A 13,750-nucleotide genomic window follows, 5' to 3' on the forward strand; every position below is an offset into this window, starting at 1 on the left:
CCACCTGGTGCCTTGGACATTCACCTTCAGTGAACCAGGGCACGCGGCGTGCTCCCGTTGTCGGAGAACACGAGGTCAGGGGGTCCGGACTGTACCGGTCTCCAAGGTGATCGCCGGGCGGGAGGGGAGTCCTACAGGGCGTGCAGGGCCAGGCCCGCGGTGAACAGCAGGCCGAAGACGAGCTGGAAACGGCCGGTCTGCTGCAGCGTCGCGATCAGCGCCCGGCCGGTGGCACCCTGGGCGACCGCCCTGACGGGGGCGACGGCCAACGGGGCGGCGAGCAGGGTGAGCGCGGCGAACGGCTGCCAGGGGACCAGCGCCAGCGCGAGGACCAGCGGCAGCACCAGGCACACGGAGTAGAGCGTGCGGGTACGGCCGTCGCCGAGCACGACGGCCAGGGTGCGCTTGCCCGCGGGGCCGTCGGTCGCGATGTCGCGCAGGTTGTTGACCACCAGCAGCGCGCAGGCCAGCAGGCCGACGGGGACCGCGGCGGCGACCGCGGTCCACGGCAGTGACTCGGTCTGGACGAACGTGGTGCCCGAGACCGCGAACAGGCCGAAGAACACGAACACCGAGATCTCGCCCATCGCGCGGTAGCCGTACGGCCGCGAGCCCCCGGTGTAGAACCAGGCCGCCGCGATCGACAGCGCGCCGATCAGGACAAGCCACCACGCGCGGGTCACCACGACCAGGGCCAGCCCGGCGACCGAGGCGGCCAGGAAGCAGCCGAAGGCCGCGAAGAGCACCTCGCGAGGGGTGGCCGCTCCCGAGCCGACCAGCCGCATTGGGCCGACCCTGCCGTCGTCGGTGCCGCGCACACCGTCGCTGTAGTCGTTGGCGTAGTTCACGCCGATCTGCAGGGCGAGCCCGACGAACAGGGCGAGCAGGGCCCGCCACCACACCGCGCCGTCGTAGCCGAAGGCGACGCCGGTGCCGACGGCGACCGGGACGACGGCGGCGGGCAGGGTGCGCGGGCGGGCTCCGGCGATCCACTGGCTCGGGGTGGCCATGGCTGCGAACGTCCTCTCGAAGGTCAGCTGATGTCGGTGGCCAGGCGGACCATCCGCACGGAGCGACCGATGTGCAGCACCCGTTCGGCGCCGTCCTCGCCCCAGCCGGCCGACTCAAGGAAGCCGAGCACCGCGTGGTTGTCGGCGAACGCCCACGTCACGATGGTGCGGTAGCCGTCCTCCCTGAAGTGGTCGACCGTGGCGTTCAGCAGGCGGCTGCCGTGGCCGCGCCGTATGTGGTCGGGGTCGACCAGGAAGGTCAGCAGCTCCCCGGTCGTGGTCGGATCGAGGTCGGGGTCCTCCGCCGGGGCGTGCGAGGCCAGCCCGACGACACGCTCGGGACCCAGGGCCGCCGCCGCGGCCGCGATGCCGCCGGGACCGAGCGCGGGGAACGCGTCGGTGTCCAGGACGACCTTCTCGACCGCCACGAGCACCCGGTGCCGTCTGCTGGGCGGGGAGACGATCGCCTCGTCCCACTGCCGTCGCCAGAGGTCCTCGGCCGCCGTGCCGGTCATCTGCTCAAGCGGCCCCTCGGGAAGGAAGTCCCGGTAGCCGTATCTCCAGGCGCGAATCTGGGTGCTCGCCACCGCGGCGACATCATCGTGCCGAGCCGCCCGCACGCCTACGTCTGCCATTCGGCCCGCTCCCTCTCTGCCGTCTGCCGTCGCCCATGACACGCCGCCTCGCGGGTCTCGTGCCACGCGAGCGGGCATCAGGCGGGTGGAACCGTGAGGCAGCCCCTACACCGTATCGGGGAATCAGACTCAGAGATGACGCGGCTGCGTCTCGGTCTGGCGCCGTGCCCGATATGCCCGAGTCTTGGTGCGGTTGCCGCACACCTTCATGGAACACCACGAGCGCGAGCGGTTCTTTGAGGAGTCGACGAAGGCCCACTGACAGGTGCTCTCCGTGCAGACCTTCAACCTGGGCCACATGCCCTCGGCGTGAGCCTCCATCACGGCCGCCGCGATCCTGGCGAGCCCGCCGGGGACGCCGGAGGCGGCCGGTTCGAGGACCGGCCCCGCCTCGGTCAGAACGACCCGCAGCGCGAGATCGGGGAACGATCTGGGCGGGGCCGCCTCCTGGTCGCGGTCGTGGTTGTGCCGCAGCGCGGAGCGCAGGGACTCGCGCAGGTCCACGGCGGCGCTCACGTCGGTCTCGTCCGCCGTGTCGGCGGGCCCGATCAACTCGCGCCTGCCGAGCCAGGCGGTCAGCGCGGCGGGGGACGGGATCGAGTCGGTCGCGCTCTCGACGTCGTAGGTGTTCACGAAGTCGCACACCAGGTCGGCGGCGTTGCCCATGGTCAGTCACCTCTTCGAACCGCTGTTGAAACCACTGTATGTCAATAGGAGGTTTTTCTCTCCTCGACGCCTGCATAATGATTTCAATGGTGTCGGCTCTCGTCTCGGCGGGCACGGGCGGGGGCGCTCAGACCTCCTCGACCGCCGTCGCCAGCCGCCTGACCCCCTCGGTCAGCTCCGTCGTGTGCGCCGCCGCCGAGTGGCTGACCCTGATCCGGGGGCCGGGTGGCTCGGCCGGGTAGTAGATGCGTCCCGGGCTCACCAGGACGCCCGCCCGCCTGGCCCGCTCGACGACGGCCTCCTCGTCCAGATGACGCGGGAGCCGTACCCACAGGTGCAGGCCGCCACGGGGGAGGAGGTGGATCTCCGCGGCCGGGGCGAAGGCGGCGAGCGCGCCCGCCAGGGCGTTCCTGCGGGCCGTCAGCTCGCTCTCCAGCGTGTCCAGGTGGCGGCGCCAGGCCGGTGAGCCGACGAACTCCAGAGCGGTCTCCTGCAGCGGCCTGGCGACGAAGAACGACTCGACGATCTGGCTCGCCCGCAGCCGCCGTGCCGCGGGTCCCCTGGCGACGAGGCCCGCCACGCGCATGTTGGGGGACAGGACCTTGGTGAGCGAGTTGATGTGCACCACGGTCCCGTGCTCGTCGAGCGCGGCCAGCGGCGGCGGGACCGGGGAGGTCGCGAAGTATCTGGCGTAGTCGTCCTCGACGACGAACGCCCCGGCGGCCCGCGCGACCGCGAGCACCTGCCTGCGCCGGTCGAGGGGGAGCGTCGCGCCGGTCGGGTTGTGCAGCGTCGGCTGACACAGGAAGACCCGCGCGCCCGTGACGGCGAACGCCTCGGCCAGCAGGTCGGGCCGCACCCCGTCCCCGTCCATCGGTACGGCCGTCGCCCGCAGCCCGGCGGCCCGCGCCGCGGCGAGCGCCCCCGGGTAGGTGGGTGTCTCGACCAGCAGGGGTGTGCCGGGGGCGGCCAGAGCGCGCAGCGCGTGGGTGAGGGCGGCCTGCCCGCCGCTGACCACGAGGACGTCGGCGGCGGTCACGTCGCCGCCCAGTTCGCAGGCGAACCACCCGCGCAGCTCGGGCAGGCCGCCCAGCGGCGGCACCTCCCAGACGCCGGGACGTCGCATCGCCCGTGCCCCGGCCGCCGACAGGGCCCGCGCGGGGCGGATCGACGGGTTGAGGTAGCCCCCGGTGAGCGGGACGACGCCCTCGGGTGGCGGGGTGAGCAACTCGACCACGTCGGTGTCGTCGACCACCCGGTCGCCGAGCGCGACCGTCTGCCAGGACAGGTCGGGGGCGTTCTCCACCCGCGCCTGCGCGGGGGCCACGTAGGTCCCGCTGCCCGGCCTGACGATCACCCGGCCCTCGGTGGCGAGCCTGCTGAGCGCCCTGGAGACGGTCACCGGACTCACACCGTGGACCCGCATCAGTTCGCGGCTCGACGGCAGCCTGTCGCCCGGCCGCAACCGCCCGGCCTCCTCCCTGAGGATGGCGGCCAATCGGACGATACTGCTATCGTCATTCATGAGAGACAAGAGTAGCGCTACGCTCGCCAGCCCGATAGCGGTCGGCCGGGAGGCCCCGGCGCCGGCGGAGGGAGGCGCCTCGTGGCGCGGGACCCTGCTCGCGGGGCTGGGGGTGCTGACCTTCTCCGGCTCATTCCCCGGCACGGTTTTCGCGATGGAGGGGTTCGACCCCTACCTCGTCGCGATCGGGCGCGCCGTGGTCGCCGTCGTCGCGGCGGTCGTGTTCCTGCTGGTGGCCAGGGCGCCCTTACTGCCGCCCAGAGAGCACCTGTGGTCGTACCTGGTCATCGCCGCCGGGGTGGTCTTCGGCTTCCCGATTCTCAGCGGGCTGGCCCTGGACGCCGGAGCCGACACCTCCCACGCCGCCGTCGTGGTCGGCCTGCTGCCCGCCGCGACCGCCGTCTGCGCCGTCGTGCGGGGCGGGGAACGGCCGAGGCCGCTGTTCTGGGCCGCCTGCGCGCTCGGCGCCCTGTCGATCACGGTCTTCACCGTCGGCAGAGGCGGCGGCCACGTCACCGGCGCCGACCTGCTGCTGGTCGGGGCGCTGCTGTCGGCCGCCGTCGGCTACACCGAGGGAGGGCGCCTGGCCAGGCGGACCCCCGGCTGGCGGGTGATCTCCTACGCCCTCGTCGTCGCGGCCCCGCTCACGGTCCCCCTGACGGTCGCGCTGGCGCTGACCACGCAGGTGCGGCCGAGCGCGGTCTCGCTGGCCGGGTTCGCCTACGTCGGGCTGATCTCGATGTTCCTCGGTTTCATCCCCTGGTACGCGGGCCTGGCCAAGGGCGGCATCGCCAGGGCCGGGCAGACCCAGCTCGCCCAGCCGCTGCTCACCCTGCTGTGGGCCTGGCTCCTGCTCGGCGAGCCGTTCGACCCGGTGACGGTCGCCGCGGCACTGGCCGTGCTCGTGTGCGTCGCGGTGAGCCAGCGGGCGCGCTCCTGAGGAATTCCCCGAATTATCGTGGTGCTTTGTTGGGGAATGTGGCCATTCTCGGATTGCGATGTTCCGGACGGGTGCCGTGCATGCTGAAAGGACGGGGGAAAACGCCTGACGCCTGCCGATCGGAAAGTGATCCGTTTCCCCCGGCGTCGTTCGTGGGGGCCGTTCACTGTTCCGGAGGGCAACATTGTTCCCACCGTCTCTTCCCGGCACGGGAGGAGCGGTTATACGGTCAGCGAGACCGGTGCCCGCGGGCAGGGGGTGGTTCCCCCACGGTCACGGGCGGGCGGGCGACGCAGGCCCTTCGGCGACAGATGGAGGACGGTCATGGCTGGAAGCCCCAAGGTCGGGGACGTGGTCGAGGACTTCGAGCTCCTCGACGAGACCGGTACGGCACGGCGGCTCGTTGATCTGGTGGCCAAGGGGCCGGTGGTGCTGTTCTTCTACCCCGCGGCCATGACCACGGGGTGCACCGCGGAGAGCTGCCACTTCCGCGACCTGGCGGAGGAGTTCGAGGAGGTCGGCGCGAACCCGGTCGGCATCAGCCGCGACGCCGTCACCCGGCAGAAGAAGTTCGCCGACACCTACGACCTGGGCTTTCCCCTGCTGTCCGACCCCGACGGGACCGTGGCCCGCAAGCTCGGCGCACGCCGTAACTTCGCGGTCGGGCCGTTTCTCACCCGCAGGATGACCTTCGTCATCGACGTCGACCGTCGCCTGCTCGAAGTGATCCACAGCGAGACCAGCATGCTGTCCCACGCCGACCGGGCGCTTGAGGTTCTGCGGGCCCGCGCGCAGGAGTGACGGGACCGGCCGGGCGTGATTTTAGAGGTCCCGGGTGATCACACGGTGTAGCCGTGGTCATGGGGTGGAGACGCTGGGGGGAGACGGCGAAACCTTCGCTGGACCGGCGGGAGGATAAATGGTCACCCTGGGGCTGTTCGTGCTGATCGACGCCAAGCCCGGCAAAGAGGACGAGGTCGAGAGCTTCCTCAAGGAGGCGATCGCGCTCGCCGAGATGGAGGAGGGGACACCGGTGTGGTTCTCCATCCGCCTGGGACCGACGACCTTCGCCGTGTTCGACGCCTTCGCCGACGAGGCGGGCAGGGAGGCCCATCTGTCGGGCCAGATCGCCAAGGCGCTTGAGGACCAGGCCTCGCGCCTGTTCGCCAAGCCTCCCGCGGTCAACAAACTGAACATCCTGGCGGCCAAGCTGCCCGGCCGGTGACTCTCAGTGGGTTTCCATGGGAGCCAGGAGATCCGCCGCGTGCCGTAACTCCGCCACGAGATACTCGGTGCCGCCCCGTCCGTCGGACTTCTCGATGATCGCGGCCAGCGCCCTGGCCGCGCCGGGCGAGAGCCGTACGGCGGGCTTGGTGCCGGCGTAGGGGATCGTCAGCAGGATCGAGGGGCCGTCCTGCTCGCCGGGTGAGTGGGGGCGCACGGTCTGGCTGGCCGTGATCGTGAGGTGCAGGCCCTTCCAGACAGTCGTGCGATGGGTCGTTGTGAGAGCGTCGCGGTTGCCGTGGTTACCGTCGCACCAAGCGGGACATTCCACCGCAGAATTATTATTCATCACCGAACCATGGCTGTCGGCTGTGGGCTTCCCCGTCAGCATCTTAGGTGAGGAAGCGAGGTGTCAAGAAAGTGAATACGTGGAATTCCCGCGGGTCGGAGAAAAGGCGGGATTTTTCGTTATCGGTCAGCAGTATGCGTCGTCCCGCGGCGGCGGATTCCTCCGAGGCCGGTTTCGGTCCCCGTCCGGGAAAAGGTCAGGCGCACATGCCGTACGGCCGTGCCGAAAACGGGGCGCACGGGATGGGGGAGCGCGATGCATCATGGGAGGCGCGGGCCTTTCGGGTACGCCAGGACATAAGGTGTAGCCGATACAAGGAGGCCTGATCGTGATCGACCCGCACATCGCCGAGCTGCTCGGGATCGATCCCGAGGCTCCTGAGACGCGGCGCGAACTGCGGGCCGCCGAGCGCGACGTGCGGCTCATCGAGGAACTCGTCAGGTTGCGCAGGGCGCGGGGCCTCACCCAGGCTCAGGTCGCCGAGCGCATGCGCCGCACCCAGCCCGCGGTCTCCGACTTCGAGCGCCTCGGCGGTGACCCTCACCTGTCCACGATCAGGCGTTACGCCCTGGCCATCGGAGCCGAGGTCACCTACGTCGTGCGGGAGCTGGACGACCCGCCCTCGGAGCCGCTGGAGCACGTCGGCGAGCGGTAGCGGTCGTCAGGAGGGGGCCAGGGCTCGTTCGAGGCAGTCGAAGACGCGATCGAGCAGGGCGGCGTGTTCCTCGACCACCTTCTGGATGGGCTCGCCGGCGAAGACCTTGTCCACGGTGGTGACGTAGACCGTGCGGTAGGCCGAGACGATCATCGCCGCGGAGACCCGTGACCATGGGTCGTCGGAAGGCGCCCCCGCGGCCTCGGCCAGCAGTGAGCCGAGCAACTCCTCGAACTCGGCCGCCCGTTCCCTGGCCCGCGCCTGTAGCGACGGGGAGTCGATCACGACCTGCCAGAAGAACCGGTAGCCGTCGGTGAACGCGCCGAAGGGGTGATTGTCCCGCAGGAGCTCCCGCTGCAGGCGCCGTAGCGCGGTCAGCGGCTCCTCACCCTCGGGACGTTCCCTGATGGCCCTGGTGATCAGCTCGGCGGCCTCGGGGAACCGGTCGAGGAAGAGGTCCTCCTTGCGCGGGAAGTAGTTGAAGACCGTCTTCGCCGAGACGCCCGCCGCCTCGGCCACCTCGGCGACCGTGACGTTGTCGAACCCGCGCCTGAGGAAGAGCCCGGAGGCGATGTCCGAGATCGTCTGGCGTGTCCGCTGCTTCTTCCGCTCGCGGAGTCCTGGCTCGCTGCTCATGCGCTGACTATAGTTGATAAAAGTTTTTAGTCGTAGTAACTTTCTAGTGGCGGTAAGAATTTTCGTGGAGGTGTGGTGTGTCGTACGACGTCGTGGTGGCCGGAGGCGGCCCTGTCGGGCTGATGCTGGCCTGTGAGCTGGCGGTCGGAGGCGTCTCGGTCGTGGTGATCGAACGGCTGACCGAGATCGACCAGACCGTCAAGGCGGGTTCGCTCAACACGCCCGGTGTCGAGGCGCTCCACCGGCGCGGCCTGCTTCCCGCGCTCCGCGCGGCGGAGGAGGAGAACCTCGCCGCCTTCATGAGGGGGAACGCCCCCAAGGGCAGGCCCCAGGGCGGGCCGAAGTTCGCGGGGCACTTCGCGGGGATCGTGCTCAGGGGGGACCTGCTCGACCCCACCGACCCCGACCTGGGCGGGAACGGCCCCGGCGACAACGTCAAGCTGGTCGGCCAGCAGCAGCTTGAGTGGATTCTGGCCGAACGCGCCGCCGAACTCGGGATCGAGGTACGCAAGGGAGTCGAGCTGACCGGCTTCGAGGCCGACGAGGACGGGGTGACCGTCACCACCACCGAGGGCACGATCCGCGGCGGCTGGCTGGTCGGCTGCGACGGGGGAAGGAGCCTGGTGCGCAAGCTCGCGGGTTTCGACTTCCCCGGCACCGACCCCGAGATCACCGCCCACCAGGCCATGGCCGCGATGGAGGGCACGGAGGAACTGCGGCTGGGCTGGAACGCGACTCCGACCGGCGTCTACGCCTACGGTCCCATGCCCGGCCGGATCCTGACCGTGGAGTTCGGCGGCGTGCCCAAGGACCGGGACGCCCCCGTCACCACCGAGGAACTGCAGGACTCGATCAGGCGGGTCACCGGGGCGCCCGTCGTCGTGACCGGCATCAAGACCGCGACCCGGTTCACCGACAACGCCAGGCAGGCGAGCACCTACCGGAAAGGGCGGGTGCTGCTCGCCGGGGACGCCGCCCACGTCCACTCACCCTTCGGCGGCCAGGGGCTCAACCTCGGTCTCGGCGACGCGATGAACCTCGGCTGGAAACTCGCCGCGACCGTGCGCGGTGACGCCCCCCAGGACCTGCTCGACACCTACACCGCGGAACGTCACTCGATCGGCGCCTGGGTGCTCGAATGGACCCGCGCCCAGATCGCGGTGATGCGTCCCGACCGCCACGCCAGGGCGTTGCGCGCGGTGGTCACCAACCTCGCGGAGACCGTGGACGGAACCACCTACCTCGTCAAGCAGCTCTCCGGGGTCTGGCAGCGCTACGACATCCCCGGTGACCACCCGCTGCTCGGCAGGAGCGCCCCCGACCTGGAGCTGGCCGACGGTTCCAGGCTCGCCGACCACATGCACACCGGCCGCGCGCTGCTGCTCGACCCGTCAGGGGAACTCGCCGCCTCGGCGTACGGCTACCGCGACCGTGTCGAGGTCGTCGGGAGCGCGATCGTGGAAAGGCCGCAGCTCGCCGGACTGCTCGTCAGGCCCGACGGATTCGTCGCCTGGGCGGCTGACGAGGGGCACCCGAGCCCGGTCCCGCTCGGGGCGGCCCTGTCCACCTGGTTCGGAGCACCCGCCGTCACGGGCGCGGGCGGGAGCGCCGAAGCGGAGACGAAGGTCGTGGGAACGGCCTCCTGAGCATCCGCCGGGCCCGCGCCGGACCCGGCGGACGCGGCTCATCACAGGGGGTGGTTGTAGATCAGGCGGAAACGGTCGCCGGGGATGACGATGTCGCTGGTCTCCACCGGACGGTCGCCCGCCCAGTGGGTGCGCTCCACATGCAGGACGTGGACCCCCGCGGGCAGGGCGAGGACGTCGCTCTCGGCGGGCTGGGGCACACGCGTGTAGACCTGTTCGACGATCTCGGTGACCTTGACGCCGAAGGAGGAGAGCCTCGATATCAGACCCCGGGGGTTCTCCTCGGCCGCGGGCTCGCCGAACCCGGTCGGCTCATAGGAGGTGGCCAGCTGAACCGGCCTGCCGTCGCCGCGGAAGACGTAGCGGACACGGGTCACGGGGGCCGACTCGTCCAGGCGCAGTCGCTGGGCGATGCCGGGCGGGGCCTCGGTGTGCTCGGCCCGCCACTCCCAGGTGGCGCGGGTGCCCTGCGACTGGATGTCCGCGCCGAAGGGGGCGTGGTGATCGTGGAAGCGCCAGCGGTGCAGCGGCAGCAGCACCGGCCTGGCCCTCACGTAGTGGCCGGAGCCGACCCGGCCGATGATCAGCCCCTCGGCGGCGAGCACCCGCAGCGCGTGACGGGCGGCAGTCTCGCCCACGCCGTACTTTCTGGTCAGCTGGGCGCGGGAGGGGATCGGCGCGCCGGGGGGAAGGGAGCCGTCGACGATCTGGCGGCGGATATCGGCGACGACGCGCAGGTAGACCGGATCGGAGCTTGCCACGTGTTCATCCCTGGGTTCGACAGCGTCGCCCCATCCTGACGTATTCGGTGGACAACTCACGGTAATGGCGGCGATTTGGAGTTCCAACTTTGCGGCCTCCCGGAGAGCGCGTGAAAATCTCTCAGAGACTGTGTAACGCCCGCGTAAGGAGCCTCGATTCACCTACAGAGGCCGTCGATGTGTGTACCCCCGAGCACATATCGGCGGCCTCTGTGTCTCTTTGCTCCGCCTTCGGCGTCGCGGGTTGTGTCCCTTTGCTCCGCCTGGCGGCGTCGCGGGCTTGGGCGCCCCGAGTCGGCGCTTTCCCTCGTCACTCCGTCGCTGCGCTCCTGCGTTCCTCAGTCCAAGCGCCGACGCGCCCAAGCCGACACTCCTCACACACGGCACCGGTAAAGCACGGGCTGCGCCCCCTTGTTCCGCCCGGCGGCGTCGCGGGCTTGGGCGCTTCGGGCCGGTGTCCTCCCTCGTCTCTGCGTCACTGCGCTCCTTGGTCCAAGCATCGACGGCCCAGGTCGGCACTCCTCACGTGGAGCGCCGGGGGGCTTGGGCAGGGAGGCCCTCGGGTGGGGCGCCGGGGGAGGGCTTGGAGAGAATTTCTGCCTTCTGGGGTGGTGATGTTCGGGGCGTTTCCGGCTGGCGGAGGGGGCTTTTGGGCGGTTTGTCTTGTTTGGTGGTTTGTTTGGAGTTCGGGGGCGGTGGGGGCTTCAACGGGGGGTTTCCGGGAGAAGGAAGCGGGGCCATGCGGGGGTTGACGAGGCAGGGAAGGGGGAAGAGGGCTTAGGCGGGGTGGCGGGGTCTACCGTTTGCGTGGTTCCGGGTAGCGTTCGGTCTATGGCAGCGCCAACTGGAACCTCTGACGCCCCCTTCGGCCGCATGCTGACCGCGATGGTCACACCGTTCACCGCGGACGGCTCGGTCGACTACGAGGGAGTGCGGCGCCTTGCCGCCTACCTGGTGGACGAACAGCGCAACGACGGCATCATCGTGAGCGGCACCACGGGTGAGTCCCCGACGACCACGGACGAGGAGAAGGAGCGCATCCTGCGCGCCGTCGTCGAGGAGGTCGGCGACCGCGCCACGGTCGTGGCGGGGGCGGGCACCAACGACACCCGCCACAGCGTCGAGCTGGCCACGGCCGCCGAGCGCGCCGGGGCCCACGGTCTCCTGGTGGTGACGCCCTACTACAGCAAGCCCCCGCAGGAGGGGCTCTACCGGCACTTCACCGCCGTGGCCGACGCCACCGGCCTGCCGGTCATGCTCTATGACATCCCGGGCCGCAGCGGCGTGCCCATCGAGACCGCCACCCTGCTGCGGCTGGCCGCGCACGAGCGGATCGTCGCGGTCAAGGACGCCAAGGCCGACCTGTTCGCCGGGTCCCAGGTGATGGCGGCGACCGACCTCGCCTTCTACTCCGGCGACGACACGCTCAACCTGCCGTGGATCTCGGTCGGAGCCGCGGGATGCGTCAGTGTCATCGGGCACGTCGTGGGCGCCGAGATCGCCACGATGATGAGCCTGTACCGCTCCGGCGACGTCGCGGGAGCGCTCGCCGTACACCGTGCGATCCTGCCGGTGGTCGAGGGCGTCATGACGCGGGCGGGCGGTGCGATCATGACGAAGGCGGCGCTGACCCTGATGGGGCGCTCCGCGGGACCGGTGCGGGCACCGTTGGCCGACGCCACGGCGGAGCAGGTCGCGCGGCTGAGAGAAGACTTGATCGCGGGTGGCGTGAAGCTGCCCGACGGAGATGTGTCATGAGAAGGAACGCGGCGGCCGGTGACGGCCGCAGAGGGGAGAAACGGAAGTTTGAGTGACAGAGGACACAGTGGCCGGCCGGTGACCGGAGTGCTCGGCGAGGGAGCAGTCCCGCCGGCGGAGAGGGCCGCCTCCACCTACCAGAGAGGCGTGGCCGGATGAGTCATCCCCACCCGGAGCTCGGGCCGCCTCCCGAGCTTCCCGAAGGCGCGCTGCGCATCGTCGCGCTGGGCGGCCTGGGCGAGATCGGCCGCAACATGGCGGTCTTCGAGTACGACGGCCGTCTGCTGATCGTCGACTGCGGGGTGCTGTTCCCCGAGCCCGACCAGCCCGGCGTCGACCTGATCCTGCCCGACTTCGAGTACATCAGGGACCGCCTCGACGACGTCGAGGCGCTGGTGCTGACGCACGCGCACGAGGACCACATCGGTGCCGTGCCGTACCTGCTGCGGGAGCGGCGTGACATCCCGATCGTCGGCTCGAAGCTGACGCTGGCGCTGATCGAGGCCAAGCTCACCGAGCACCGCATCCAGCCGGTCAAGGTCGAGGTCGTCGAGGGCGAGCGGCGCGTGTTCGGGCCGTTCGAGACCGAGTTCTTCGCGGTCAACCACTCGATCCCGGACGCGCTGGCCGTGGCGATCAGGACGCCCGCGGGCATCGTGCTGCACACCGGTGACTTCCGGATGGACCAGCTGCCCAGCGACGGGCGGCTGACCGACCTCGGCGGGTTCGCCAGGCTCGGCGCCGAGGGCGTCGACCTGCTGATGTCGGACTCGACGAACGCGGAGGTCCCGGGCTTCGTCACCAGCGAGCGGGAGATCGGCCCGGTCATCGACGAGGTGATCCGCACCGCGGAGAAGCGGGTGATCGTGGCGAGCTTCGCCTCCCACATCCACCGCGTCCAGCAGGTCATCGACTCCGCGGAGAAGCACGGCCGCAAGGTCGCGCTGGTCGGCCGCTCCATGGTCCGCAACATGGGCGTCGCCAGGGACCTGGGCTACCTGAGGGTGTCGTCCGACGTCATCGTCGACGCCAAGGAGATCGAGGGCCGGCCTCCAGAGGACGTCGTGCTGATCTGTACCGGATCCCAGGGCGAGCCGATGGCGGCGCTGTCGCGCATGGCCAACCGCGACCACCCGATCAGGGTGGCCGAGGGCGACACCGTCCTGCTGGCCTCCTCCCTGGTCCCGGGCAACGAGACCGCCGTCAACAAGGTGATCAACGGGCTGAGCCGCTGGGGCGCCCGCGTGGTGCACAAGGGCAACGCCAAGGTGCACGTCTCCGGGCACGCCGCCGCGGGCGAACTGCTCTACGTGCTCAACCTGACCAGGCCGTCGAACTTCATGCCGGTGCACGGAGAATGGCGTCACCTGCGGGCGCACGCCAAGCTCGCCGCGCTGACCGGGGTTCCCGACGACCACATCGTGATCGCCGAGGACGGCGTCGTGGTCGATCTGCTCGACGGCCGCGCGCGGATCGTGGGAGCGGTCCCCGCGGGCTACGTCTACGTGGACGGCACCTCGGTCGGCGACGTCACCGACTTCGCCCTCAAGGACCGTCGCATCCTGGGCGAGGAGGGCTTCATCTCCATCGTCGTGGTGGTCGACACCGGCACGGGCAAGCTGACCGGAGGGCCGGAGATCCACGCCCGGGGGTCGGGCATCGACCCCGACCGGCTCACGGAGGTCCTCCCGCAGATCGAGAGGGCGATCGAGGAGAACGCCGCCGACGGCGTCGTGGACATCCAGCAGGTCCGCAGGGTGGTCCGCAGGACCGTCGGGCGCTGGGTGAGCGACACCTACCGCCGCCGCCCGATGATCGTCCCCGTGGTGATCGAGGTCTGACCCGTCTCCGCCGTACGGCCAGCTCAGGCGGGCCGTACGGCATGTCGGTGGGGGCGGATCCATGGGGCTTTTGTTCCGTATGGTGAGGCTGGTACCGGCGAGCC

14 protein-coding genes are annotated in these 13,750 nt (G+C 70.5%); 7 read left to right on the forward strand and 7 right to left on the reverse strand.

From position 1 onward, the window contains the following. Positions 1–131: 131 nt before the first annotated feature. The 4 genes from ACIBVQ_RS00410 to ACIBVQ_RS00425 form a co-directional block, all read right to left on the reverse strand. Positions 132–1,010: a 1,4-dihydroxy-2-naphthoate polyprenyltransferase gene (locus ACIBVQ_RS00410; RefSeq protein ID WP_352008465.1), complete on the reverse strand. Its 879-nt coding sequence runs from the start codon at positions 1,008–1,010 to the stop codon at positions 132–134. A 23-nt stretch (positions 1,011–1,033) separates the two neighbouring features. Next, complete coding sequence (locus ACIBVQ_RS00415; RefSeq protein ID WP_352008466.1) at positions 1,034–1,645, reverse strand: GNAT family N-acetyltransferase; 612 nt, start codon at positions 1,643–1,645, stop codon at positions 1,034–1,036. A 129-nt stretch (positions 1,646–1,774) separates the two neighbouring features. Continuing rightward, positions 1,775–2,311: a CGNR zinc finger domain-containing protein gene (locus tag ACIBVQ_RS00420; RefSeq protein ID WP_399174730.1), complete on the reverse strand. Its 537-nt coding sequence runs from the start codon at positions 2,309–2,311 to the stop codon at positions 1,775–1,777. A gap of 127 nt (positions 2,312–2,438) precedes the next feature. Continuing rightward, the gene (locus ACIBVQ_RS00425) at positions 2,439–3,818 is read right to left on the reverse strand and encodes a PLP-dependent aminotransferase family protein (protein WP_399175807.1); all 1,380 of its coding nucleotides are present in this window, start codon (positions 3,816–3,818) and stop codon (positions 2,439–2,441) included. A gap of 16 nt (positions 3,819–3,834) precedes the next feature. Between ACIBVQ_RS00425 and ACIBVQ_RS00430 the strand changes: the two genes are divergently transcribed. The 3 genes from ACIBVQ_RS00430 to ACIBVQ_RS00440 all read left to right on the forward strand — a co-directional run bounded on the left by ACIBVQ_RS00430 (position 3,835) and on the right by ACIBVQ_RS00440 (position 6,001). Beyond that, positions 3,835–4,776, forward strand: coding sequence for a DMT family transporter (locus tag ACIBVQ_RS00430; protein ID WP_399174732.1), 942 nt, complete (start codon positions 3,835–3,837; stop codon positions 4,774–4,776). Between the two features lie 324 nt (positions 4,777–5,100). Then, positions 5,101–5,577 carry a peroxiredoxin gene (locus ACIBVQ_RS00435; protein WP_399174734.1) on the forward strand — a complete coding sequence of 159 codons (477 nt, stop codon included), beginning with the start codon at positions 5,101–5,103 and terminating at the stop codon, positions 5,575–5,577. A gap of 118 nt (positions 5,578–5,695) precedes the next feature. Next, complete coding sequence (locus tag ACIBVQ_RS00440; protein ID WP_399174736.1) at positions 5,696–6,001, forward strand: putative quinol monooxygenase; 306 nt, start codon at positions 5,696–5,698, stop codon at positions 5,999–6,001. Positions 6,002–6,004: 3 nt separating this feature from the next. Here ACIBVQ_RS00440 and ACIBVQ_RS00445 read toward each other — a convergent pair whose 3' ends face one another. Beyond that, positions 6,005–6,331, reverse strand: coding sequence for a hypothetical protein (locus ACIBVQ_RS00445; protein ID WP_362910935.1), 327 nt, complete (start codon positions 6,329–6,331; stop codon positions 6,005–6,007). Between the two features lie 346 nt (positions 6,332–6,677). Between ACIBVQ_RS00445 and ACIBVQ_RS00450 the strand changes: the two genes are divergently transcribed. Next, positions 6,678–7,004, forward strand: a complete 327-nt coding sequence (locus tag ACIBVQ_RS00450; protein ID WP_362910933.1) for a helix-turn-helix transcriptional regulator — start codon at positions 6,678–6,680, stop codon at positions 7,002–7,004. 6 nt (positions 7,005–7,010) lie between these two features. Here ACIBVQ_RS00450 and ACIBVQ_RS00455 read toward each other — a convergent pair whose 3' ends face one another. Beyond that, positions 7,011–7,640, reverse strand: a complete 630-nt coding sequence (locus ACIBVQ_RS00455) for a TetR/AcrR family transcriptional regulator (RefSeq protein WP_352008473.1) — start codon at positions 7,638–7,640, stop codon at positions 7,011–7,013. 77 nt (positions 7,641–7,717) lie between these two features. Between ACIBVQ_RS00455 and ACIBVQ_RS00460 the strand changes: the two genes are divergently transcribed. Beyond that, positions 7,718–9,286 (forward strand): FAD-dependent monooxygenase, encoded by a 1,569-nt coding sequence (locus ACIBVQ_RS00460; RefSeq protein ID WP_399174739.1) that lies wholly within the window; start codon positions 7,718–7,720, stop codon positions 9,284–9,286. 41 nt (positions 9,287–9,327) lie between these two features. Here the strand turns inward: ACIBVQ_RS00460 and ACIBVQ_RS00465 are convergent, their stop codons facing one another. After that, positions 9,328–10,047, reverse strand: coding sequence for a GntR family transcriptional regulator (locus ACIBVQ_RS00465; RefSeq protein WP_352008475.1), 720 nt, complete (start codon positions 10,045–10,047; stop codon positions 9,328–9,330). Between the two features lie 831 nt (positions 10,048–10,878). Here ACIBVQ_RS00465 and dapA point away from each other — a divergent pair. Both dapA and ACIBVQ_RS00475 read left to right on the forward strand, forming a co-directional pair. After that, positions 10,879–11,805 (forward strand): 4-hydroxy-tetrahydrodipicolinate synthase, encoded by a 927-nt coding sequence (dapA, locus tag ACIBVQ_RS00470; RefSeq protein WP_352008476.1) that lies wholly within the window; start codon positions 10,879–10,881, stop codon positions 11,803–11,805. 155 nt (positions 11,806–11,960) lie between these two features. After that, positions 11,961–13,646, forward strand: coding sequence for a ribonuclease J (locus ACIBVQ_RS00475; protein WP_352008477.1), 1,686 nt, complete (start codon positions 11,961–11,963; stop codon positions 13,644–13,646). The last annotated feature ends 104 nt before the right edge of the window (positions 13,647–13,750 follow it).

This window comes from Streptosporangium sp. NPDC049376 (genome assembly GCF_044466505.1).
In the GTDB taxonomy this organism is placed as follows: Bacteria; Actinomycetota; Actinomycetes; order Streptosporangiales; family Streptosporangiaceae; genus Streptosporangium.